Source organism: Rhizobium sp. LjRoot258 (assembly GCF_964254185.1).
Classification (GTDB): domain Bacteria; phylum Pseudomonadota; class Alphaproteobacteria; order Rhizobiales; family Rhizobiaceae; genus Rhizobium.
Window position 1 is genome coordinate 3,591,459 of record NZ_CAXUST020000001.1, and the last position, 23,487, is coordinate 3,614,945.

General features: G+C 60.7%; 24 protein-coding genes. 14 read left to right on the top strand and 10 right to left on the bottom strand.

The window, feature by feature from the left end:
• Nucleotides 1–61 precede the first annotated feature (61 nt).
• Complete coding sequence (locus ACSQ9D_RS17640) at nt 62–619, top strand: N-acetyltransferase family protein (RefSeq protein WP_436283254.1); 558 nt, start codon at nt 62–64, stop codon at nt 617–619.
• Nucleotides 620–625: 6 nt separating this feature from the next.
• Here ACSQ9D_RS17640 and ACSQ9D_RS17645 read toward each other — a convergent pair whose 3' ends face one another.
• Nucleotides 626–1,027: a DUF2794 domain-containing protein gene (locus ACSQ9D_RS17645; RefSeq protein WP_436283255.1), complete on the bottom strand. Its 402-nt coding sequence runs from the start codon at nt 1,025–1,027 to the stop codon at nt 626–628.
• 366 nt (nt 1,028–1,393) lie between these two features.
• Entirely contained in the window at nt 1,394–2,131 is a 738-nt protein-coding gene (locus ACSQ9D_RS17650) for a DUF1223 domain-containing protein (RefSeq protein WP_436283256.1), read from the bottom strand.
• Nucleotides 2,132–2,446: 315 nt separating this feature from the next.
• Here ACSQ9D_RS17650 and ACSQ9D_RS17655 point away from each other — a divergent pair, with 315 nt between their 5' ends.
• Nucleotides 2,447–3,478, top strand: a complete 1,032-nt coding sequence (locus ACSQ9D_RS17655) for an IS110 family transposase (protein ID WP_436283257.1) — start codon at nt 2,447–2,449, stop codon at nt 3,476–3,478.
• Between the two features lie 374 nt (nt 3,479–3,852).
• On the opposite strand, the gene ACSQ9D_RS17660 is transcribed toward ACSQ9D_RS17655, so the two are convergent.
• Complete coding sequence (locus ACSQ9D_RS17660; protein ID WP_436283258.1) at nt 3,853–4,884, bottom strand: IS110 family transposase; 1,032 nt, start codon at nt 4,882–4,884, stop codon at nt 3,853–3,855.
• A 130-nt stretch (nt 4,885–5,014) separates the two neighbouring features.
• Between ACSQ9D_RS17660 and ACSQ9D_RS17665 the strand changes: the two genes are divergently transcribed.
• On the top strand, nt 5,015–5,185 hold the full coding sequence (locus ACSQ9D_RS17665) for a hypothetical protein (protein ID WP_436283259.1): 171 nt from the start codon (nt 5,015–5,017) through the stop codon (nt 5,183–5,185).
• A 175-nt stretch (nt 5,186–5,360) separates the two neighbouring features.
• Here the strand turns inward: ACSQ9D_RS17665 and acnA are convergent, their stop codons facing one another.
• The gene (acnA, locus tag ACSQ9D_RS17670; protein ID WP_436283260.1) at nt 5,361–8,051 is read right to left on the bottom strand and encodes an aconitate hydratase AcnA; all 2,691 of its coding nucleotides are present in this window, start codon (nt 8,049–8,051) and stop codon (nt 5,361–5,363) included.
• 258 nt (nt 8,052–8,309) lie between these two features.
• On the opposite strand from acnA, the gene ccmA reads away from it, so the two are divergent.
• Genes ccmA through ACSQ9D_RS17695 form a run of 5 tightly spaced genes read left to right on the top strand, consistent with a single transcriptional unit; the run spans nt 8,310 to nt 11,194 of the window.
• Nucleotides 8,310–8,957: a heme ABC exporter ATP-binding protein CcmA gene (gene ccmA, locus ACSQ9D_RS17675; protein ID WP_436283261.1), complete on the top strand. Its 648-nt coding sequence runs from the start codon at nt 8,310–8,312 to the stop codon at nt 8,955–8,957.
• The gene (gene ccmB / locus ACSQ9D_RS17680) at nt 8,954–9,613 is read left to right on the top strand and encodes a heme exporter protein CcmB (protein WP_436283262.1); all 660 of its coding nucleotides are present in this window, start codon (nt 8,954–8,956) and stop codon (nt 9,611–9,613) included. Before ccmA ends, ccmB begins: the two co-directional genes overlap by 4 nt.
• A 47-nt stretch (nt 9,614–9,660) precedes the next feature.
• The gene (locus ACSQ9D_RS17685) at nt 9,661–10,428 is read left to right on the top strand and encodes a heme ABC transporter permease (protein ID WP_436283263.1); all 768 of its coding nucleotides are present in this window, start codon (nt 9,661–9,663) and stop codon (nt 10,426–10,428) included.
• Nucleotides 10,425–10,592, top strand: a complete 168-nt coding sequence (locus ACSQ9D_RS17690; protein WP_436283264.1) for a heme exporter protein CcmD — start codon at nt 10,425–10,427, stop codon at nt 10,590–10,592. Before ACSQ9D_RS17685 ends, ACSQ9D_RS17690 begins: the two co-directional genes overlap by 4 nt.
• Nucleotides 10,589–11,194, top strand: coding sequence for a DsbE family thiol:disulfide interchange protein (locus ACSQ9D_RS17695; protein ID WP_436283265.1), 606 nt, complete (start codon nt 10,589–10,591; stop codon nt 11,192–11,194). Before ACSQ9D_RS17690 ends, ACSQ9D_RS17695 begins: the two co-directional genes overlap by 4 nt.
• Here the strand turns inward: ACSQ9D_RS17695 and ACSQ9D_RS17700 are convergent, their stop codons facing one another.
• From ACSQ9D_RS17700 to dapF, 5 genes are all read right to left on the bottom strand, one after another.
• Complete coding sequence (locus ACSQ9D_RS17700) at nt 11,195–11,782, bottom strand: DUF2585 domain-containing protein (RefSeq protein WP_436283266.1); 588 nt, start codon at nt 11,780–11,782, stop codon at nt 11,195–11,197. It lies immediately after the preceding gene.
• A complete protein-coding gene (locus ACSQ9D_RS17705; protein WP_037116412.1) occupies nt 11,779–12,423 on the bottom strand; it encodes a septation protein A in 645 nt (214 codons plus the stop codon). The genes ACSQ9D_RS17700 and ACSQ9D_RS17705 overlap by 4 nt, the downstream gene beginning before the upstream one ends.
• A 63-nt stretch (nt 12,424–12,486) precedes the next feature.
• Nucleotides 12,487–14,082 (bottom strand): signal recognition particle-docking protein FtsY, encoded by a 1,596-nt coding sequence (gene ftsY / locus ACSQ9D_RS17710; protein WP_436283267.1) that lies wholly within the window; start codon nt 14,080–14,082, stop codon nt 12,487–12,489.
• Nucleotides 14,083–14,097: 15 nt separating this feature from the next.
• Nucleotides 14,098–15,372 (bottom strand): tRNA (N(6)-L-threonylcarbamoyladenosine(37)-C(2))-methylthiotransferase MtaB, encoded by a 1,275-nt coding sequence (mtaB, locus tag ACSQ9D_RS17715; protein ID WP_436283268.1) that lies wholly within the window; start codon nt 15,370–15,372, stop codon nt 14,098–14,100.
• A complete protein-coding gene (gene dapF / locus ACSQ9D_RS17720; RefSeq protein ID WP_436283870.1) occupies nt 15,369–16,274 on the bottom strand; it encodes a diaminopimelate epimerase in 906 nt (301 codons plus the stop codon). The genes mtaB and dapF overlap by 4 nt, the downstream gene beginning before the upstream one ends.
• A 209-nt stretch (nt 16,275–16,483) precedes the next feature.
• On the opposite strand from dapF, the gene ACSQ9D_RS17725 reads away from it, so the two are divergent.
• Nucleotides 16,484–18,442, top strand: a complete 1,959-nt coding sequence (locus tag ACSQ9D_RS17725; protein ID WP_436283269.1) for an elongation factor G — start codon at nt 16,484–16,486, stop codon at nt 18,440–18,442.
• Nucleotides 18,443–18,445: 3 nt separating this feature from the next.
• Here the strand turns inward: ACSQ9D_RS17725 and ACSQ9D_RS17730 are convergent, their stop codons facing one another.
• Nucleotides 18,446–19,450 (bottom strand): MBL fold metallo-hydrolase, encoded by a 1,005-nt coding sequence (locus ACSQ9D_RS17730; protein WP_436283270.1) that lies wholly within the window; start codon nt 19,448–19,450, stop codon nt 18,446–18,448.
• Between the two features lie 308 nt (nt 19,451–19,758).
• Here ACSQ9D_RS17730 and ffh point away from each other — a divergent pair, with 308 nt between their 5' ends.
• The 5 genes from ffh to trmD all read left to right on the top strand — a co-directional run bounded on the left by ffh (nt 19,759) and on the right by trmD (nt 23,463).
• Nucleotides 19,759–21,333, top strand: a complete 1,575-nt coding sequence (gene ffh, locus ACSQ9D_RS17735) for a signal recognition particle protein (RefSeq protein WP_436283271.1) — start codon at nt 19,759–19,761, stop codon at nt 21,331–21,333.
• A 14-nt stretch (nt 21,334–21,347) separates the two neighbouring features.
• The gene (locus ACSQ9D_RS17740; protein ID WP_024315320.1) at nt 21,348–21,668 is read left to right on the top strand and encodes a chorismate mutase; all 321 of its coding nucleotides are present in this window, start codon (nt 21,348–21,350) and stop codon (nt 21,666–21,668) included.
• A 49-nt stretch (nt 21,669–21,717) separates the two neighbouring features.
• Nucleotides 21,718–22,086, top strand: a complete 369-nt coding sequence (gene rpsP, locus ACSQ9D_RS17745; protein WP_037116424.1) for a 30S ribosomal protein S16 — start codon at nt 21,718–21,720, stop codon at nt 22,084–22,086.
• A gap of 118 nt (nt 22,087–22,204) precedes the next feature.
• Nucleotides 22,205–22,774, top strand: a complete 570-nt coding sequence (gene rimM, locus ACSQ9D_RS17750) for a ribosome maturation factor RimM (protein WP_436283272.1) — start codon at nt 22,205–22,207, stop codon at nt 22,772–22,774.
• Between the two features lie 8 nt (nt 22,775–22,782).
• A complete protein-coding gene (trmD, locus tag ACSQ9D_RS17755) occupies nt 22,783–23,463 on the top strand; it encodes a tRNA (guanosine(37)-N1)-methyltransferase TrmD (RefSeq protein ID WP_436283273.1) in 681 nt (226 codons plus the stop codon).
• Nucleotides 23,464–23,487 lie beyond the last annotated feature (24 nt).

Genomic DNA, 23,487 nt, shown 5'->3' on the forward strand with positions numbered 1-23,487 from the left:
CTGGTCATACGGAGAATGATTTCTGGAACGGTCCATTGTTCATATCCTCCCGGCCGACCCAATGCCCATCTTCCTCCGTGACGCTTCCCCATTCGACCTCCCCACCATCACGGCCATCTATCGCGAATCCGTGCTGAATGGTGTCGCAAGCTACGAGATCGTCCCGCCGGAGCAGAGCGAGATGGCGGCGCGATTTTCCGGCATCACGGGCCAGAACTATCCCTACATCGCCGCCATCGATGAGGATGGCAGCCTGCTCGGTTACGCCTATGCCTCAGCCTTCCGGACGCGGCCGGCCTATCGCTGGATGGTTGAAGATTCGATCTACCTGGGGCCTGAAGCACGCGGCAGGGGCGTTGGAAGGCTGCTGCTTGCCGAACTGATCCGACGCTGCACGGATCTCGGCTTTCGCCAGATGGTGGCCGTGATCGGCGGCGCACATCCGGCATCGATTGCCCTGCATCGCGCATTGGGCTTTGAGGAAACCGGCCGCCTGAGAGCAACAGGTTACAAGCACGGACGCTGGCTCGATACGATGATCATGCAGCGCGCCCTTGGTGAAGGCGCGGCCACGGACCCCGATGCCTCGACTTATCCAGGGATCCTGTTCAAAACTTGAGCCGAGCTATTTCTCGACCAGCTTCAAGGCCTTATTGAAGACCTTCAAAACCTGCTGCAGCTCGTGCCCGCGCTTCAGGATGACGCCGTGAGTGTTTAAAACGGAATAGGCACCCTGCTTGGCGGCAAGCTTCGGATTCTTCTCGATCCGAAAAAGCGGCATTTCGCCCGATCGCTTGAAAACCGAGAAGATGGCGCAGTCTTTCAGATGATCGATCGCGTAATCCCGCCACTCACCCTCGCCGACCATGCGGCCGTAAATCCACAGGATCGCGTCGAGCTCGCGACGATGAAAGGTGACCGGCGGTGGGTCCTTGCTCTGCTTGTACTCCTTGAGATCTATGACGACTGAGGAACTGTTCTCGGCCGACCGGCTTTCGCCGCGCCGCAAATCCGGCTGATCTGTCATCAGTCTCCCTGTGCCTCCGCTCGTGACAGGAGAATGACAGTTTGCCTTAGCGTTTATAAATTGCAAGCAGGCGATCAGTCACATTAATCATAGTCTGTGCAATCTCCCGAGCGCCGCAATTCAGTCAAAACAGCGCCTCATTTGCAAGGGAAATTCCCTCACGACTGCGCCGCGGGCTCGTTCGGACCCGTCGTCGCACCCGAATTGCGCATGATCTTCTGCCAGATTTGGTCTGCTGAAACGGTTGTGTGTGAGTTTGGCGCCAGCGCGCCAAAGGGCCCGGCTGACCGTATCGACCTTAACCCCAGCCCCGAATACGATCAGCCGGGCCGCCCCGTTTTCCATCCGCAGAAGCAGATGAAACGGTCAGATGTTCTTCCCGGCCATGACAACCGTCGCTCCGAGGATCGCAGATGGATTGCCATCGGCGGTGGAGGATTGAAGTAGAATCGCGCAGCCCTCAAGGTCCGGCTTCTGCATCACGCTGGCCGGCAGCGTCAAGCTCGTTTCCTTGCCCTCCCACATGCCGACGGTCTCAACATCGGCAACGCTGTTGAGGTATGCAATCTTCTGTCCGCTGTTCTCGCCCTTCTCGACGTCGATGGTCTTCTCGCGATTGAAGTAGACCATGACGACATTGGCTTTGCCCTGTCCTGCGCCGATCTTGATCTCGAGTTGGTCGTCGCGCACCTGCGCAGTCACCGGCACGGACAACCCCATGCCTTCGGCTGCATAGCCATCGATCTTCTTGTTGATCGCGCCAAGATCGGCTCCCGCTACGTGGTCGCGGCCGTTGATGATGACCTGCGGCGTATAGACGTTGGCGCGTCCCATCGTCTGCGCGTAGCCATACTGCCGCTCCGTATTCTCCTTGGAACTCAGCGTATCGGCCCATCCCATATAGTTCCAGTAATCGACGTGATAGGCGAGAGCGATAACGCCGCCGGCCTCGACGAGCTTGCGGAATGCCGCATCGGCTGGAGGACAAGAAGAACATCCCTGCGAGGTGAAGAGTTCAACCACACCTTTCGGCGTGTCCTGGGCAAAAAGTGGGCCGGCAAGCGCCACACCTGCAACCATGGAAATCAGAAACCGCGGGGACATTCACTGCACCTTTTTATTCAGTACCTACCGCCACGCTTCGCCGCAGGTTCCGATGTATGAACGTAGAGATAGTGGTTCTCGGTCCAAACGGAAAGTCACGAACGGGTGAGACCAAGCTTCGTGGAAGCCAAGCTGAAACACATCGTCGTGACCGGGCAACCGATACCTCGCGCACAACCAAAAACATGGGGTAATCGCGGCGCGATCGTCCCAGGCCATTTTTAAAATGATGGCTGGCGAGGGTGGTTGCCCCCGATAAGATGGAAATACGGGCTCACGATTGGAACCGGGCCCAAACATCAAATGGAGGCAACTTTGGACCAATATATAGGGCTGGACATTTCATTAAAAGATACCACGATTTCGATCCGACAAGACGGGAAGCGGATATGGCGCGGGAAGTGCCCTTCTGACCCAAAGCTCTTGGCGCAGGTGATCCGCAAGCACGCCCCGCACGCCAAGCGCGTTGTGTTTGAGACGGGGCCATTGTCAACGTGGTTCTATCATGCACTGATGGCAGAAGGGGTTCCCGCGATCTGCATCGAAGCGCGGCACGCGCAAAAGGTCCTGAACGAGACGCTCAACAAGACCGACGCCAATGATGCGGATGGATTGGCCCAGTTGGCCGAAGCCGGGTTCTACAAGGCGGTCCGGGTAAAGGCGTTCGACAGCATGCTGACGCGCACGCTGGTGGCGGCTCGCAATCAGTTTCTGAGCATCTCGACCCAGCTCAGCAACCAGATTCGCGGCCTGACGAAGACGTTCGGTCTCATCATTCCCAAAGGAACAGGTCGGGTATTTGATGGCAATGTAAGGGAACTCTTGGATGGGAATGACGGCCTGGCAAGGATCATATTGCCTCTGCTCGATGCGTTGCGCGACATACGCAAGCGGGCGGCTGATCTCGATCGCCAATTGCTCGCAGCGGCGCGACAGAGCCAGGCGACGAAGCTTCTAATGACGATTCCGGGTATCGGCGCCGTCACGGCGGTATCCTACGTTGCAGCGATTGAAGATCCAGATAACTTCAAAACGTCGCGCTCGGTTGGCGCCTGGCTTGGGCTGACAACGCGGCGTTACCAGTCTGGCGAGGTCGACTATGACGGCCATATCTCGCGACGAGGCGACAACCATCTGCGGGGCCTGCTTTATGAAGCAGCAACGGTGATCCTCACGAGAACCAGAGCCAATAACGAAAGCCGCCTCAAGAGCTGGGGACTTAAGCTGCGTGAGCGCTTGGGCTTCAAGCGCGCCGCGGTGGCCGTCGCCCGAAAGCTCGCGGTCATTATGCACAGCATGCTCAAGACAGGAGAAGTATTCCATGCATCGGCTGGCGCCACAGCGTAAGCGACACGCCAGCCATCTCCCTCGGCGCGTCAAACCTGGTTGTATAATCGCACTCCCTTCGTCAAGGTGTTTGAGCGTTCGGCATCGTCGCCGTTCTGCGGTAGATGCAGAGCGACGTAAATCCATTGGTTGAGTCGGTCCTCAGCGGTGATATTTTTTGAGCTGTCCAGTGCTGGGAGCAGGGTTGTCTCCGCGGTCGACATAGTGACGCCGCACAATGGGTCTTCGCAGGTAGGACCTTCCTAATGTTTGAGGCGCAGTCTCGATGAGCTGCAGCCAGGTTAAGCGGAATGATCCGACCCACGTCCGCAGCAGGGACGCTCAGTGCCTCAAATCGGGTTTGACGCGCTGAGGGAGGAAGGCTGACACTTCGCTTATGCGGTGGCGCCAGCCAATGCGTTGAACATCTCTCCTGTTTTGAGCATGCTGTGCATGATGACGGCAAGCTTTCGGGCAACCGCCACCGCAGCGCGCTTGAAGCCCAACCGCTCACGCAGCTTGAGCCCCCATCTTTTGAGACTGCTCTCGTTCCTGGCACTGGTCCTCGTGAGGATCACCGTCGCCGCTTCATAAAGCAGTCCGCGCAAATGGTTGTCGCCTCTTCGCGAGATATGGCCATCATAATCGACCTCGCCTGACTGGTAGCGCCGCGTTGTCAGCCCGCACCAGGCGCCAACCGAGCGCGACGTTCTGAAGTTTTCTGGATCTTCAATCGCCGCGACATAGGAGACGGCTGTGATGGCGCCTATACCCGGAATCGTCATCAACAGCTTTGTCGCCTGGCTCTCCCGTGCAGCCGCAAGCAATTGGCGATCAAGATCGGCCGTGCGCTTGCGGATGTCGCGCCACGCCTCAAGCAGCGGCAATATAATCCTTGCCAAGCTGTCATTCCCATCTACGAGTTCCCTCACATTGCCATCAAACACCCGTCCTCTTCCTTTGGGTACGATAAGACCGAACGTCTTCATCAACCCGCGGATCTGGTTGCTGATCTGGATCGAAATGCTCAGGAGCTGATTGCGGGCGCCCACCAGCGTGCGCGTCAGCATGCTATCGAACGCCTTTACCCGGACCACCTTGTAGAAGCCGGCTTCGGCAAGTTGCGCCAAGCCATCCGCATCATTGGCATCGGTCTTGTTGAGCGTCTCGTTCAATACCTTTTGTGCGTGCCGCGCTTCAATGCAGATCGCCGGCATCCCCTCGGCCGTCAGGGCGTGATAGAACCACGTCGACAACGGCCCCGTCTCGAATACGACGCGCCTGGCGTGCGGGGCGTGCTTGCGGATCATCTGCGCCAGAAGTTTTGGGTCAGAAGGGCACTTCCCCCGCCATATCCGCTGCCCGTCCTGTCTGATCGAGATCGCAGTATCTTTCAACGAAACGTCGAGCCCTATATATTGGTCCATGGTTGCCTCCACTTGATGTTTGGGCCCGGTTCCAATCGTGAGCCCGTTTTTCCATCTTATCGGGGGCAACCACCCCCGCCAGCCATCATCTGAGAAAAGTGGCCTGGGACGATCGCGCCGCGATTACCCCATGTTTGAGGCACTGAGCGTCCCTGCTGCGGACGTGGGTTGGATCATCCCGTTCCGGCGGCTGCACCTCATCGAGCTGCGCCAAAAACATAGGAAGGTCCTACCTGCGAAGACCCACTATGCGGCGACACCTGTCGACCGCGAAGACAACCCTGCTCCCGGCACTGGATAGCTCTGACTGGTAAGACGGTCGCTGAGGGGACGACCAACCATTCAATTTTACACCGTGTTCGCTTTCTCCGACGCGGTGACGATGCCGAGTGCCAAAACCATCTTGACGAGTAGTGTGCGATTAGACAACCGCCGGAAATCTCTTTCCGGCGGTTGTCACGGAAGCCTGTTAACAATCAGGCGGCGAGATCGCGCAGAACCGTCTGCAAGATGCCGCCGTTGTTCAGGTAGATCACTTCATCGAGCGTATCGACACGCGACAGCAGTGGAACCTCCTTCACGGTGCCGTCGCCATAGGTGATCTTGGCGATCTTCTTTTCGCGCGGCTTGATGTTTTCAAGGCCTTCGATGGTGACGATTTCGTCGCCCTTCAAACCGAGGCTTGCCCAGGTCGTGCCTTCTTCGAACACGAACGGAATGACGCCCATGCCGACCAGGTTCGAGCGGTGGATACGCTCGAAGGACTGCGCGATCACAGCCTTGACGCCAAGCAGGTTGGTGCCCTTCGCCGCCCAGTCGCGGGACGAGCCGTTGCCGTATTCGACACCTGCGAAGATGACGAGCGGAACGCCCTCGGCCTTGTACTGCATGGCCGCGTCGTAGATCGATTCTTCTTCCTTGGAGGGATAGTGGATCGTGTAGCCGCCTTCCTTGCCGTTCGGGCCGAGCATGTGGTTGCGGATGCGAATGTTGGCAAATGTGCCGCGCATCATCACTTCATGATTGCCGCGGCGCGTGCCGTACTGGTTGAAGTCCGCGACGCCGACATTGTGCTCGAGCAGGTAGGCACCGGCCGGAGACGCCGCCTTGATCGAACCGGCCGGGGAAATGTGGTCGGTGGTGATCTTGTCGCCGAACAGGCCGAGAACGCGGGCGCCCTTGATGTCGGAGACACCTGAGCCGGACTTGCCCATGCCCACGAAGTAAGGCGGGTTCTGCACGTAGGTCGAATCGTCGTCCCAGGCATAGGTCTGGCCAGGAGGAACCTGAACTGCCTGCCAGTTCTCGTCGCCCTTGAAGACGTCAGCATACTTCGTCTCATAGAGCTCGCGAGTAACGTACTTCTGGATGAATTCCTGAACTTCGTGCGAAGTCGGCCAGATATCCTTGAGGAACACCGGATTGCCGTTCTGGTCCTCGCCGATCGGCTCTTTGGTCAGGTCCTTCTGGACCGAACCGGCAAGCGCATAGGCAACGACCAGCGGCGGGGACGCCAGGTAGTTCGCCTGAACATCAGGCGAGATACGGCCTTCGAAGTTACGGTTGCCCGACAAAACGCCCGAAACGATGAGGCCCTTGTCGTTGATTGTCTTCGAGATCGGCGCCGGCAGCGGGCCGGAGTTGCCGATGCAGGTCGTGCAGCCGAAGCCGACGAGGTTGAAGCCGAGCTTGTCGAGGTGAGCCTGCAGGCCTGATTTGGCTAGGTATTCGCCGACCACCTGCGATCCTGGAGCGAGCGAGGTCTTGACCCACGGCTTGGACTTCAGGCCCTTGGCAACGGCGTTGCGGGCGAGAAGGCCGGCAGCGATCAGAACCGACGGGTTGGACGTGTTGGTGCACGACGTGATGGCGGCAATCGCGACGTCGCCATGGCCGAGGTCGAAGTCGGTGCCTTCGACGGCGTAGCGGTTGGTAAGCTGGCCCGGCTTCTTGTAGTCGGCGTCCATCGAACCAGCGAAGCCGGACGCGATGTTTTCGAGCGGGATGCGGCCTTCGGGACGCTTCGGGCCGGCCATCGCAGGCACGACGTCGCCGAGGTCGAGTTCGAGCGTGTCGGTGAAGACGAGGTCCGAACCGTCGCCGTCGCGCCACATGCCTTGAGCCTTGGAATAGGCTTCGACGAGCGCGATGCGGTCCTTGGTGCGGCCCGACATGTTGAGGTAGTTGATGGTTTCGCCGTCGACCGGGAAGAAACCGCAGGTCGCGCCGTATTCCGGACCCATGTTGCCGATCGTCGCGCGGTCTGCCAGCGGCATGTTGTCCATGCCCGGGCCGAAGAATTCGACGAATTTGGAAACGACGCCCTTCTTGCGCAGCATCTGCACGACCATCAGCACCAGGTCAGTCGCCGTGACGCCTTCCTTGAGCTTGCCGGTGAGCTTGAAGCCGATGACTTCAGGCAGGAGCATCGAGACCGGCTGGCCGAGCATGGCAGCTTCCGCTTCGATACCGCCGACGCCCCAGCCGAGAACGCCAAGGCCGTTGATCATCGTCGTATGGCTGTCGGTGCCGACGCAGGTGTCGGGATAAGCGATCGTCTCGCCGTCCTCTTCCTTCGTCCAGACGGTCTGGCCGAGGTATTCGAGATTCACCTGATGACAGATGCCAGTGCCGGGAGGAACGACGCGGAAGTTCTTGAACGCCTGCTGGCCCCACTTCAAGAAGCGATAGCGCTCGCCGTTACGCTGGTATTCCAGCTCGACGTTCTTGGCAAAAGCCTGCGGCGTCCCGAATTCGTCGACGATAACAGAGTGGTCGATGACGAGGTCGACCGGAACCAGCGGATTGATCTTCTCCGGGTCGCCACCGAGCGACACCATCGCATCACGCATCGCGGCCAGATCGACGACGGCGGGAACGCCGGTGAAGTCCTGCATCAGCACGCGCGCCGGACGATAGGCGATTTCGTTTTCGACGGCACCCTTGTTATCAAGCCATGCGGCAACGGCCAGAATGTGTTCCTTGGTCACCGACTGACCGTCTTCGAAGCGCAGCAGGTTCTCGAGCAGAACCTTCATCGAGTAAGGAAGCTTCGAAACACCCGGCAGGCCATTCGCCTCAGCCTTGGGCAGGCTGAAATAGACGTAGTCCTTGCCGTTCACGGAAAGCGTGGAACGACAATTGAAGCTGTCAAGAGATTTAGACACGAGAGACCCCGTTTCTGATAGCGAACACAATCGTGCGGACGCCTATGCACGTAATGCACATCAGGATGCGGGTACGGCCATTTCCGCTGTCCGCACGTGGAGCAAAGCCCATGTTCGGCGCAAGGATGAAATTCACGCCGACCGCTGGCGTGGTTGCGGGTCTTATAGATAATTTCTAAGAAAGGTGCCAGAGAGTGCGTGGCCCATTTCGGATTTTTTTGCATTGCGATGACTGAAAAATTAAACCACGGAAAAGTCATGTATCTCGAGGCCGCCAATCTGGCCGCGCGCCGGGGAGAAGAGCTCATTTTCGAGGGCGTATCCTTTCGCCTGGAATCAGGCGAAGCGCTGGTTTTGACAGGCAAAAATGGATCGGGAAAGTCAACTTTGTTGCGCGTCGTCGCCGGTTTGCTGCATCAGGAAAGAGGCTCGGTGAGCTTCACCGATTCGCATGGCAACACTCTCCGGCGCGTCGGCGAAATCAGCCACTATCTCGGGCACCGCAATGCGATGAAAAGCGAGTTGACGGTCGCCGAAAACCTCGACTTCTGGCGCTGCTTTCTGGGGGATACGCATGGCGGTTCGACCGTTTCCATCGATGAGGCAGCCGAGGCGGTCGGGCTCGCGGGAATAGCGCAGCTTCCTTTCGGCTACCTTTCGGCTGGCCAGCAACGCCGCTTTGCCTTCGCCAAGCTGCTTATCGCCTACCGGCCGGTCTGGATTCTCGATGAGCCGACGGCTGCGCTGGACACAAGCGGCGACCGCCTTTTTGCAGAGCTTATCGAGGCGCATCGGCGCAGCGGCGGGATCGTGCTTGCCGCAACCCACCAGCCGCTAGGCCTGGAGGGCGCGCAGGAGCTGCGGATGGCGGGATTTTCGCACACTGGTCCGGGAGTGTGGGCATGAGGGCCCTTCTGCTGCGTGACCTCAAACTTTCCATTCGCGCCGGCGGCGGCGCGCTGATCGGCGTTCTCTTCTTCCTGACCGTTGTCGCGGTCATTCCCTTCGGCGTCGGGCCTGACCTCGCACTTCTGTCTCGCATCGGTCCCGCGATCGTGTGGATCGGTGCGCTGCTTGCCGCGCTTCTCGGCCTCGACCGCCTGTTTCAGGCCGAACGCGACGATGGCTCGCTCGATCTCATGCTGATGCACGAACACCCGCTTGTTCTGACGGTGCTGGTTAAGTGCCTGGCACACTGGATCGCGACCAGCCTGCCGCTGGTCATCGCCTCGCCGCTGCTTGGCCTCTTCATGAATATGAGTGAGACGGCGATCGGCGCGACGATGCTGACGCTACTCGTCGGTTCGCCCGCGATTACTTTCATCGGCGCCGTCGGCGCAGCCGTTGCTGTCGCCTTGCCGCGTGGCGGACTGCTGGTCTCGATCCTGGTGCTGCCGCTGACCATTCCGGTGCTGATTTTCGGCGTCAGCGCCACTTATGCGGCAGTCGAAGGCCCATCGCCCTTTCTGCCGCCCTTCCTCATCCTGATCGCACTCACTCTGTTCTTCGCCGTCATCGGGCCGGCAGCGGCCACACTGGCACTACGCAACACGTCGGATTGATGGGGCGCTCGATTGCGGCATCGGGCATATCGCGGTAAGGAAACGGCATGAGCGAAACGAGCCTAGCCATCACGAAATTCAGCGATCTCGCCAACCCGACGCGGTTTCTGGCGCTGGCGGCACGCATCATTCCCTGGATGGCCGGTTTCACGGCCCTCTGTTTTATCGTGGGGCTGTATCTCTGCTTCACGACCGAAGGCGACTATCAGCAAGGCGAAACGGTTCGCATCATGTATGTCCACGTGCCAGCGGCCTGGCTGGCGATGATGGGCTATACGATCATGAGCCTCTCGGCGATCGGTACGCTGGTCTGGCGCCATCCGCTGGCGGATGTATCGGCAAAGGCCGCCGCCCCGCTCGGCGCCGCCTTCACGCTGATTGCCCTGGTGACAGGTTCGCTCTGGGGCAAGCCGATGTGGGGCACCTGGTGGGTATGGGACGCCCGGCTCACCTCCGTCTTCATCCTGTTCCTGATGTATCTCGGGCTGATCGCCCTTAATCGCGCGATCGACGACCCGTCAAAGGCCGCCCGCCTCAGCGCCGTCCTGATCCTCGTTGGCTTCGTCAACATCCCGATCATCAAGTTCTCCGTCGAATGGTGGAACACGCTGCATCAATCCGCGAGCGTACTGCGCCTCGACGGCCCCGCCATTGATCCGGAGTTCCTGCGGCCACTGCTGTTGATGGCCGTTGCGTTCACCGCGCTCTTCTTCACGTTGCACATCATGGCCATGCGCAACGAAATCTGGCGACGACGCGTCACCGCCCAGCGCCGTATGGCAGCACGCTTGGCGAGCCGCGAGGGACAGTCATGACACAGGCTTTCTATGTCTATGGCGCCTATGGCTTTGCGGCCCTCGTCACCATCGCAGCCACGCTTTGGACGTGGGCGGACGGGCGTGCGCGCCGCAGCGAGATGGCAACCCTCGAAGCAGCCGGAATCCGCCGCCGCTCCGCGCGGACAAAGGATGGCGAATGAGCACCCCACTGGAAACGAGCCGTACCAAGCGCGGATATGGGCGATATGCCGTCGCCTTGATCCCGTTGATCGTCTTTGCCGGCATTGCAGCCACCGCGGCAAAGATGCTTTACGACCAGGACGTCCACGGCAAGGATATCTCGGAAATCCCCTCTGCACTGATTGGCACGAGGGCGCCGGCACTGAACCTTGCGCCGCTTGAGGGTACCAACCTGCCGGCGCTGACTGACAGTGCCATCAAGGGCAAGCTGACCCTCGTCAACGTCTTCGCCTCCTGGTGCATTCCCTGTCGCGAAGAACATCCGATCTTGAAGGAGCTGGCAAAGGACGGCCGCCTCAACGTGGTTGCGATCAACTACAAGGACAAGAACGACAACGCGCTTCGCTTCCTCGGCGAACTCGGCAATCCCTTTGCCGCCATCGGCGTCGATCCCAAGGGGCAGGCAGCCATCGATTGGGGTGTGTACGGTATCCCGGAAAGCTATCTCGTCGCTCCCGACGGCACGATCCTCTACAAGCGGGTCGGCCCGTTCGACGAGGTCAGCCTGAAGGAAGGGCTTTTCCCCGCCATGGAAAAGGCGCTGGCCAAGCCGGCGTCCTAGTTAGATCCCGCCTTGCCAGGTCTTGATCGCCTCAATGGGCCAGATCAGCATCAGCACGTTGAGCGTCAGGTTGTCGCGAATGAGGTAGCCGGTCAAGAGCTCGAAGAAAATCGCGATCGCGACCGTTAGTGCGACGGGCGCTCGCGAGGCGAAGAAGAACCCGACCACCATGAAGACCGTGTCCATCGCGGAATTGAGAATGCTGTCGCCGTAATAATCGAGCGAGATCGTTGCCGTCCGATAGCGGTCGATGATCAAGGGCGAATTTTCCAGCAATTCCCAACCGGATTCGATCACGAGCGCCAAAAGCAGCCGCACGGCGATCGGCTTTCCGCGCATAAGGAAGTGCGCCATGCCGTAGAAAATGAAGCCGTGGATGATGTGGGACGGAGTGTACCAGTCGGAAATATGCTGAGAGTTACCGCTGGAATTGACGGTGCCTTCCCATAACTTGACATATCCGCAGGTGCAGATGGGCGTGCGACCCATCATGTATTCGGCAATGATCTGGACCAGAAAAACGGCAATGCACGCAGCAAACCAGAAGGTCTGATGCTTGGCTCTGCCTGCCGTATCCAGTGTTGTCAATTCTCGGTCTCTCCCGCCGGCGTGACCGTATGCTTCATGATCAGTGGCATCTGTGCAAGCGTGAAGATGATGGTGATCGGCATTGTGCCCCAGACCTTGAAGGCGACCCAGAAATCATCGGAGAAATTGCGCCAGACGACCTCATTCAGCACCGCGAGGAAGAGGAAGAAGATGCCCCAACGGATCGTCAGCTTGCGCCATCCCTCCGCATCGAGCTGGAAGGCCGCGTTGAAGACGTAGCCGAGCAACGATTTGCCGAAGGCGAGGCCGCCAAGCAGAGCAACGCCGAAGAGCGCGTTGACGATGGTCGGCTTCATCTTGATGAAGGTCTCGTTCTGCAAATAGATCGACAGCGACCCGAAGATGACGACCACGATGCCCGACACGAAGGGCATGATCGGCAGATGCCCGAGCACGACCTTAGAAACGATCAGTGAGATCACCGTTGCCGCCATGAAGAGGGCCGTCGCCACGAATAGTGGTCCGCCAAGCTCCGAAAGAGCCGGGAACCGCTCGACCAGCCAGGGGCCGCGCAGGTTGGCGAAGAAGAAGATCAACAGGGGGCCAAGTTCCAGCGCCAGCTTCAGCATCGGGTGATGCCGGTCGGCCGCGCTTGGGGTGATATCGCTCTCTGTCGTCATTCTATCTCAAATCCGTTTGTGAACACGAAACGCTTGCCCGTGCTTGGCGGCATATCTGTGGCATTATTGGCCGAGACCGGCAATGGCATGCGCGAAATCCTCGGCCTCGAACGGCTCCAGATCCTCGACGCCTTCTCCGACACCGATGAAATAGACCGGCAGCTTGTGCTTGGCCGAGATCGCCACGAGAATGCCACCCCGCGCCGTGCCATCGAGCTTTGTCATGATCAGGCCGTTGACGCCGGCGACATTGCGGAAGATCTCCACCTGTGACAGCGCGTTCTGCCCCGTTGTGGCGTCGAGCGTCTGCAGCACGGTATGCGGCGCATCCGGATCGAGCTTGCCGAGAACGCGAACGATCTTCTCGAGCTCCGCCATCAGCTCCGCCTTGTTCTGCAGGCGGCCGGCCGTATCGATGATCAACACGTCGCACTTCTTCGCCTTCGCCTGCTCGAAGGCGTCATAGGCAAGACCCGCGGCATCGGCGCCGAGCTTCGTGCCGATGAATTCCGACTTGGTGCGGTCAGCCCAGATCTTCAGCTGCTCGATGGCAGCGGCGCGGAACGTATCGCCGGCCGCGACCATGACCTTGAGGCCGGCACCCGAAAGCTTCGCGGCCAGCTTTCCGATCGTCGTCGTCTTGCCGGTGCCGTTGACCCCAACGATCAGGATGACGTGCGGCTTATGGCTCAGATCGAGCTGTAGCGGCTTTGCGACAGGCTTCAGCACCTTGGCGATCTCGCTTGCCATGATGCGGCTGACATCCTCGCCGGTGACGTCCTTGCCGTAACGCTCGGATGCGAGCGTATCGGTAACCCGCATCGCCGTCTCGACGCCGAGATCGGCCTGGATCAGCAGATCCTCCAGATCCTGCAGCGTCTCGTCATCGAGCTTGCGCTTGGTGAATAGTGCCGCGATCTGACCGGTGAGCTGCGAGGAGGTGCGGGCAAGGCCGGCGCGCAGCCGCTGGAACCAGGAAAGCTTTGGCGGAGGGACCAGGGGCACAGGCTCGGAAGCCGCAGGACCCGTGGCAAATCCCTTGGGAAGGACGGGAGCGGCAAAAGGATCACTTGAAGAACTGTCGTCTTCCTCTGTCCGGGCGGATATCTCTTCCGCGGCCGGAGAGATAGGATCGGCGATGGGCTCCTGCTCCGCGTCAGCTTCTGCGGCAAGCCCTGCAGCAGGCGCCTCTTCAGTTTTGCCGACAGATGCCACTTCCGCGACACCCTCATCCTCTAGCCGATCGCCACTCCCCGGCTGAAGAGCAGCAGGAAGCATCTCTTCCGTAGTGCTTTCGGCAGGAGCCTCGGTCTCGGCTTCGGCTTCCGCTTCAAGCAGCGAGAGCGGCACAAGGCCCATATCGCCGGCCTGCACCTCAGCTTGAAGAACATCGGAAACATCGTCCTCTTCCGGCGCGCGCGCTTCCGCCTGCTCGGCAAACTCCTCGACGGAGGCATCCTCGCCTACGTCATCGGCAGGCCCACCGGCCGTCTCCATCTCTTCCGCCAGGACCGGGTCGGCGGCAACGGGAAGGTTCTCCTCACGCGAATGCGGCTCCAGTTCGGAACCGAGTACCCTCGCCTCGACCGCCTCCGGCGCCTGTTCTTCCTCCGGCTTGGGGCCGAAGGTGAAGACCTTTTTGATGAAACTGAACGCCATGAGGATTCCGTAAACTCAGGCCGCGTCGGCGGCCGTCAATTGCATGTCGAGGTGCTTGCCGTTGTGGCCGGTAATTGCCGCCTGCACGAAGCTTGAAGGCGCAAGCCCCGCTGCGGCGACAAGCGTGAAGTTTTCCGTGTGCGCCAAACCGTTGTTTTCCACCAGCAGCCATTGCCGCGTTCCGACCATTCCGTCGAGATGGGACTGATGCAGGCGATGTCCAGTGGTGCGAAGCCGTGCAGCCCGCTCCTTGACCAGCGCGCGATCGAGCTGTGGCATTCGCGCGGCAGGCGTCCCTGGCCGCGGGCTGTAGGGAAAGACATGGAGATGGGCGATATTGGCCTCCTCCGCCAGCCGCACGGCATTGGCGAACATCTCTTCGCTCTCAGTCGGAAAGCCGGCTATCATATCGGCGCCGAAGCTCATGTCCGGTCGCACGCCGCGCACGTCGTTGATAAAGGCCAAGGCATCCGTGCTCGAATGGCGGCGCTTCATGCGCTTCAGGATCATGTCGTCGCCATGTTGCAGCGAAAGGTGGAGATGCGGCATGAAGCGCGCTTCGTCGGCGATAAGATCCAGCAGATGCCTGTCCGCCTCGATGCTGTCGATCGATGAAAGCCGCAGGCGGCGAATATCCGGCACCTGTTTCAAAAGCGTCTTGGCAAGCAGTCCGAGCGTCGGCTCCCCCGGCAGATCGACGCCGTAGCTGGTTGCGTCGACCCCGGTCAGCACGATCTCGCGGTAGCCGCTTTCGATGAGCTTGCGCGCCTGGTCGACGACTGCCCCCATCGGCACGGAACGCGAATTGCCACGGCCATAGGGAATGATACAGAACGTGCAGCGGTGGTCGCAACCGTTCTGGACCTGGATGAAAGCCCGCACATGACCATCGATGTGCTTGACCATCTGCGGCGCCGTCTGGCGTACGCTCATGATATCGTTGACGCGCAGTTTCTCTTCCGCTGAAACGCCGAAATCCGGAAGCGTGCGATAGGAGGCGCTTTTCAGTTTCTCTTCGTTGCCGAGAACGGCATCGACCTCGGCCATGCGAGCGAAGGTCTCCTTTTCCGTCTGCGCCGCACATCCGGTAACGACAATGCGGGCATGCGGGTTGTCACGCCGTGCGCGTCGGATCGCCTGGCGAGCCTGGCGCACAGCCTCGCTGGTGACCGCGCAAGTATTCACGAGGATGGCATTGTTGAGCCCGGCCTTCTCGGCCTCCGCCCGCATCACTTCGGATTCGTAGGTGTTCAGACGACAGCCGAAGGTGATGACCTCGACGCCGCTCACCGCGCTTCCGCTCCCTGTGTCGCATCTCGCGACCACGCACCCGTCGACGGATCGAGCGCGCCGGACCACTCCCACTCGGCAGGGCCCGTCATGATGACGTGACCATCATGCTCGCGCCATTCGATCGTCAACACACCCTGGTTGGGGCTGCTTGCGACCTTCACCGCGACTTCGCGCCCCGTCCGACCGGTACGGGCGGCAGAAACGGCCGTGGCGCAGGCGGCAGAACCGCAGGCAAGGGTCAGTCCCGCGCCCCGTTCCCAGGTGCGCGTCGTGATCGAGTTTAGAGAGGTCACCTGCGCCAGCGTTATGTTGGCGCGCTCGGGGAACATCGGATGGTTTTCGAGCAACGGGCCAAAGCGCCCGAGATCGAAGGACATTACATCCCTATCTACCCAGAAGATCGCGTGCGGATTACCCATCGAAGCGACGGAAGGTGAATGCAGCACCGGATTGTCGATCGGCCCGATTTGCAGCTCGATGCGGCTCGTGTCGTGGAATTCCTCCGCAAGCGGAATTTTGTCCCAGTCGAAGACCGGCTTACCCATATCGACGGAGATCGTCCCGTCCTCGTGTTCGACGGCATTCAGAATGCCTGCCACCGTCTGGAAGGTGAAAACCTTCTTGCCGGTTTCCGCAGCGAGTGCCTGTACGACGCAGCGCGTGCCGTTGCCACAGGCCTGCGCCTTCGACCCGTCGGAGTTCAGGATATCGATCCAGGCATCCATGCCCGATGCCTTCGGATCGTGGATCGCCATGATCTGGTCGAACTGCGTGTCCGGCTCGGCATTCAGCGCGATTGCCGCGGCAGGCGTCACCCTGTCGGCGCGGCCGCGCATGTCAACGACCAGGATCTTGTTGCCAAGCCCGTTCATCTTCGCGAATTCGACCGTTGCGCTCATGGGTGTCATGTCCGTCTCTGTTCGGGCTGTATATGGCGGAAATGCGGGGGAATTACCAGTGGGTTGACGGACTCGAACGCAGCGACACATTGATGGGAGAGCTATACCGAAGCCTCATATTTAAGAATGATCGCAACGATCTGGCGCTTTTCTTCGCTTCGAGGCATTCTTTGGTTTCGGATGCGTGCTTTTGGCAGGGAGGATCGCCGATGCGCTGCTTCACGGTACTTGGGCCCTCGCAGACGGGAAAAACGACACTCGTCGCAAAGCTGGCCTCGCTCGAGGGAACGCCCAGAAAGTCAGCCTCTCCATACGGATCAAGCCTGACGGAATTCGATTTCAAGGACGAAGCGTGGTGTGCGGTCGACACGCCTGGGGCAAACGAGGCCCTGGCCTTGGCGCAGGATGCCCTGCTCGTCAGCGACGCCTGTATCCTCTGCATATCGCCGACGCCGGACGATGCCGTTCTGGCCGCACCTTATCTGCGCGCCATCGAGGCCTCCGGCACGCCCTGCGTGGTCTTCATCAATCGGATGGACGAGCCGCGCGGTCGACTGCGCGATGTCATTGCCGCACTTCAGACCTATTCCAACCACCCCCTCGTCTTACGGCAGGTCCCGATCCGTGAAGGCGACACGATTGTCGGCAGCTGCGACCTGATTTCCGAGCGCGCCTGGCGCTACCGTGAGGGGCAGCCCTCCGCGCTGATCGAACTGCCGCAGGATGCGGTCGAGCGCGAGCACGAGGCCCGGGCAGAGATGCTCGAGCAGTTTTCGGAGTTCGATGACTGGCTTCTCGAGGAGCTCATCGAAGACCGGGAGCCGGCAAGTGACACGCTGTTTGCCATCTCCTCGCGCATCCTCAAAGAGAACCGGGTCATCCCCGTGCTGTTCGGTGCCGCCTCCCACAGCAACGGCGTCATGCGCCTGATGAAGGCCCTGCGCCACGAAGCCCCACCGGCAACGGCACTGCGGACCCGGCTCGCGACAAGTTCCGGTGCGGAAGAAACGGCACTTTCCGCCGTTAGTTTCCATGCCTATCACAAGGCCAATGTCGGCAAGACGGTGCTGGTTCGCGCGCTGGCCGACGGCTTGAAGCAGGGTGCCTCCTTGGGCGGCGCAACTCTGGGCCCGCTGCAGGAGGCCGGCAGCGGAAAGCCGATCAGCGGCAGCGTGCAGCCCGGCGGCGTCTTTGCCGCTCTGAAATCAGACCATCTGCCCGCGCCCGCCCTGCTGACGCAGTCGACAAGCGTCGAACCGCCCGACTGGACGACACCGCCGACACCGATGCTGGAGAGAATACTCGTTCCCGGCAGCGAGCGTGACGAAACCAAGCTCTCGGCAACGCTGGCGAAATTGGCGGAAACAGATCGCGGCCTGAAGGTGATGCAGGAGGAAGGCACCGGCGCGGCACTGATCTGCGCTCAGGGACCGGTCCATCTACGCGATCTTCGCAAGACGCTGTCGGAGGTCTTCCGGGTCGAAGTTTCGGACCGCGCGCCAAACCCGATCTACCGGGAGACGATCTCGAAGCCCTCGGACGTCCACTACCGGCACCGCAAGCAGACAGGCGGCGCCGGGCAATTCGCCGATGTGCAGCTCAGCGTCCGGCCGAACGAGCGCGGCCAGGGCTTCACGTTCGGCGAAAGCGTCAAAGGGGGCACTGTGCCGCGAAACTACATACCGGCAGTCGAGGCCGGTGCCCGCGAAGCGATGGAGAAAGGGCCGCTCGGCTTTCAGGTCATTGACATCGATGTGACATTGACCGATGGCCAGTATCATTCGGTCGACAGCTCTGATTTCGCCTTCCGTGCGGCCGGCAAAATGGGCGTCAAGCAGGCACTTTCACAGGCGTCCTCGGTTCTCATGCAGCCGGTCGTACGGGTGGAAATCCATATCCCCTCTATCTTTTCCGGCGGCATTGTAACGCTCGTCTCCTCAATGAGAGGTCAAGTACTCGGCTTCGATCGGGACGAGAACGCGAAGGGCTGGGACATATTTCGAGCACTCGTCCCCGGCGGGGTGCTTGACGAACTGGGACGGTCGCTCAGGTCCGCAACGCAGGGCATTGGCCATTTCTCCAAGTCTTTCGATCACTTCGAGGAGCTCTATGGCAAGGAGGCCGACACCATCATCAATACGCACGGCGCGGGGGCACAAGCGCACTGACCATCATGCCGACGGTACGTCGAATACCTCGCCGGCCCTGAGCGGACGGAACCGCTCGGGCGCTATGCCATGCTCAGCCATGGCTGCTTTTAGCGCCTTGACCGGCGCATCGATCGCCTCGTCGGTCAGCTGGAACGTCGCAAAGTGATGCCCTGCCACATAGGCCGCATTCGCCAGCTGCATGCCCATCACCGCTTCCGCAGGATTTTGATGCTGGCCCTTCATGAACCAACGCGGCTCGTATGCCCCGAAGGGAAGGATGGCGAGGCGAAAGGCGCCGTGCTTTTGCCGCGCAGCCTCATAGTTGACGCCGCCGTGGAAGCCCGTATCCCCGACGTGGTAGATCTTCCCGGCCGGCGTCGCCAGGACGAAAGCAGCCCACAGCGCCATGCGGCGATCCCCGGTGCCGCGTGCGGACCAATGATGCACCGGTTCGGCATCGATGCTGATTCCCGCAAGGGATAGGCGCGCGCCCCAATCCATAGCCGTCACCTGCATGTCGGGCACCGCACTGCGAATGATCGTATCGTTGCCGAGGGGCGTCACAACATGCGGCCGATGCTTTGCCTGTAAGAGCTTGAGCGTCACAACATCAAGATGGTCGTAGTGATTGTGGGAAACAAACACGAGATCGATCGGCGGCAGATCGTCGATTGCGATGCCCGGCGCAGCGGCGCGCTTCGGGCCGGCAAAGGTGAAGGGGCTGGCGCGCTCGGACCAAACCGGATCCGTAAGGATGTTAAGTCCCGCGACCTGAACCAACAGTGTCGCATGACCGACCATGGTCACCCGCAGATCATTTCCGTCCACGCGCAGATCGGGTTTTGCTGGTGCGAACGGGCTTGGAACCGACCTCGGCCAGCGATCGCGACCGCCGCCGAACTGCCATCTCATCAGATCTCGGAAGCCGAGAGGCTCGATGCCATCCGGATTGAAGAAATGCGTGCCGTCGAAGTGGTCGGAAACAGGCCCCTGATAGTATGGATTGCGTCGCTTGGCTGTCGGCATTCGATAAGCGGTTCCGTTTGAGAGGAAAATAGGATCTGGGTTTGGGCGCGTGCTTTTGAAAGACCCGCGCGTGGTCTTTTCTCGGCTTCCCTTGACTCCCGGCCCGTTTTCCTGTTTATCGCCGCTCAATCTGCGACGAGCTTCAAGACTCGAGCCACCGACCGGGACCCGTTAAAAGGTATAAAGAGATCCCGGAGGTCCACACCCGACAGCGCGATGCGCCCTCGGGTGCTTTTTGGCTATGCGTCTTGTTTTCGTCAAGGAAAAGCACGAGGTTTCCGCTATCCCGGAAACACAAGGAAGAGCCGATGTTTGAAAACCTCCAGGACCGTCTTGGTTCCATTCTGAATGGACTGACAGGCCGTGGCGCGCTTTCGGAAAGTGATGTTTCCGCAGCGCTGCGCGAGGTTCGCCGTGCGTTGCTGGAAGCCGACGTCGCGCTCGACGTGGTGCGTGCCTTCACCGACCGGGTCCGCGAAAAAGCCGTCGGCGCCGAGATCTTGAAGTCGATCAAGCCTGGCCAGATGGTCGTCAAGATCGTCCATGACGAGCTGATCGAGATGCTCGGTGGAGAAGGCGTCGGTGTCGACCTACACGCAGCCGCCCCCGTCGTCATCATGATGGTCGGTCTGCAGGGCTCGGGCAAGACCACCACGTCCGCCAAGATTGCCCACCGCCTGACGACGCGCGAGAAGAAGAAGGTGCTGATGGCATCGCTCGACACGCGCCGTCCGGCAGCCCAGGAGCAGTTGCGCCAACTCGGCGTCCAGGCGAGCATTGACACGTTGCCCGTCATCACGGGCCAGTCGCCCACCGATATCGCCGCCCGCGCCGTGCAGGCAGCCAAGCTCGGCGGCCATGACGTCGTCATCCTCGACACCGCCGGCCGCACTCATATCGACGAACCCTTGATGGTCGAAATGGCCGATATCAAGAAGAAGTCGAATCCGCACGAAATCCTGCTGGTCGCGGACTCGCTGACCGGTCAGGACGCCGTCAACCTCGCCCGCAATTTCGACGAGCGCGTCGGCATCACCGGCCTCGTTCTGACCCGCATGGACGGCGACGGCCGCGGCGGTGCCGCGCTGTCGATGCGCGCCGTGACAGGCAAGCCGATCAAGCTGATCGGTGTCGGCGAGCGCATGGGCGAGTTGGAGGAATTCCATCCCCGCCGTATCGCCGACCGTATTCTCGGAATGGGCGACATCGTTTCGCTGGTCGAGCGCGCTGCCGAAAATATCGACGCCGAAAAGGCGGCCGCCATGGCCGCCAAGATGGCCAAGGGCAAGTTCGACCTGAACGACCTCGCCGACCAGCTGCGCCAGATGCAGAAGATGGGCGGCATGGGCGGCATCATGAGCATGATGCCCGGCATGGCCGGCATGAAGGACAAGATGGCCTCGGCCGGCCTCAACGACAGCCTGTTCGGCCGTCAGCTCGCCATTATCGGTTCGATGACCAAGGCCGAACGCGCCAACCCTGACATGCTCAAGCATTCGCGAAAGAAGCGCATTGCCGCCGGCTCCGGTACCGATGCCTCCGACATCAACAAGCTTCTGAAGATGCACCGTCAGATGGCCGACATGATGAAGATGATGGGCGGCAAGGGCAAAGGCGGGATGATGAAGCAGATGATGGGCGGCCTTGCCGGCAAGATGGGCCTCGGTGGCCTTGGCGGCGGCATGGGCGGCATGCCTGATCTCTCCAACATCGATCCGAAGCAGCTGGAAGCACTGCAGAAGCAGGCGGAAGCCGCAGGCCTCGGCAAGCCGAGCGGCGGCATGCCTGGCCTCGGCGGTGGTTTGCCGGGTCTGGGCGGCGCCAAGCTCCCCGGCCTTGGCGGTGGTTTCCCGGGTCTGCCCGGCTTGCCAAAGAAGAAGTGAAGGGTCGCGTAGAGATGATTGATCCTGAAATCAAAGCCCAGCTTTCGAGCTATCGCCAGTCGATCGACAACATCGACGCGGCATTGGTCCATATCCTGGCCGAACGTTTCCGCTGCACCAAAGAGGTCGGCGTTCTCAAGGCCAAGTACAAGTTGCCGCCGGCCGATCCGGCACGCGAAGAATACCAGATCGAACGCCTTCGCCATCTGGCGAAGGATGCCAATCTGGATCCGGATTTCGCCGAGAAGTTCCTGAACTTCGTCATCAAGGAAGTCATCCGGCATCATGAGCAGATCGCCGCGGATCACGCCGAAAACGGCGCCGCAGCAAAATGAACCATACCGCCAAACCAAGCGGTCCAAAAAAGTCCAAGGAGTAAAGAAAATGGCACTGAAAATTCGTCTCGCCCGCGGTGGCTCCAAGAAGCGTCCGTACTACCATGTTGTCGTCGCCGACGCCCGTTCGCCGCGCGATGGCCGCTTCCTCGAAAAGCTCGGTTCCTGGAACCCGATGCTCGCCAAGGATGATGCAAAGCGCATTGAACTGAACGCCGAGCGCATCAAGCATTGGCTCGACAACGGCGCACAGCCGACCGACCGCGTTCTGCGCTTCCTCGACGAAGCTGGCGTTGCAAAGCGCGAAACCAAGAACAACCCGGTCAAGGCAAAGCCGGGCAAGAAGGCTCAGGAGCGTGCTGCTGAAAAGGCTCAGAAGGCCGCTGACGCTGCCGAAGCTGCTGCTTCCGCAGAATAATCGGGATCCTTCCCTTATGAAGCGGGCGGCATGGTGACATGCCGCCCGTTTTCGTTTTCATTCCGCCGCACTTCGGTTAAGAGAAGCCCCAGATTTGCGGCTTCATGTGAAGGACGTCATGGCAAAGCTTGAAAATCCGATTCTGATGGCAACGATCGGTGGCGCCCAGGGGCTGCGCGGCGAAGTGCGGGCCAAGGCCTATACCGCCGACCCGACCGCGCTCGGCGACTACGGCAACCTGCACAGCATGGATGGGCGCACCTTCGAGATCCTCGATATCCGGGAAATGAAGAACGTTGTCGTCGTCCGCTTCCGCGGCATCAACGACCGCAATGCGGCCGAGGCGCTGAACGGATTGGAGCTCTACATCGAGCGCGACAACCTTCCGGACGAGGAGTTGGAGGAGGACGAATTCTTCTACGCCGATCTCGAGGGGCTGGAAGCGCTCGACGACCAGGGCGTCAGCTACGGCACCGTGACCGGCGTTTTCGACTTCGGCGCCGGCGATCTCCTGGAACTGAAGGGGCCCGGCAAGCGCCCGGTACTGATCCCCTTCTCGGAAGTCTCGGTGCTCGACATCGACCTCGAAGGCGGCAAGATCACCATCGATCCGCTGGCTGCCGGCCTCGTCGACGGTGAGGATGACGGCCCGAAATTCACACCCGACAAGCCAAAAAAGAACAAGTGAGGCCGTCGATGGCGTTCCGCGCGACCGTGCTGACACTCTACCCGGAAATGTTTCCGGGCCATCTCGGCTACTCCCTTGCCGGCAAGGCAATCGAGCGTGGCCAGTGGTCGCTCGATACCGTGCAGATCCGCGATTTCGCCACAGACAAGCACCGCACCGTCGATGACACGCCCGCCGGCGGCGGCGCCGGTATGGTGCTGAAGGCCGACGTTCTCGCCCGCGCCATCGACAGCGCCTCCGAAAATGACACCCGCCCGCGACTGCTGATGAGCCCGCGCGGCAAGCCGTTGACACAGGAGCGCGTGCGCGAACTCGCATCCGGCGACGGCGTTATCATCGTTTGCGGCCGCTTCGAGGGGGTGGATCAGCGTGTCATCGATGCACGCGAGCTCGAAGAAGTCTCGATCGGCGACTACGTGCTTTCGGGCGGCGAGCCGGCGGCACTGACCGTGCTCGATGCGATCGTCCGCATTCTGCCCGGCGTCATGGGCAACGATCTTTCCGGACTGCATGAGAGCTTCGAAGGCGGCCTGCTGGAGCATCCGCACTATACCCGGCCGCAAGAATGGGAAGGCCGGGAAATTCCGGCGATCCTTACATCGGGGAACCACGGTGCGATCGACAAATGGCGCCGCGAGCAGGCACGTCAGCTGACTCGGGAACGGCGCCCGGACCTGCTGGAAGAATAAGAAGTGCCCGGGCGAAGCCGGGCA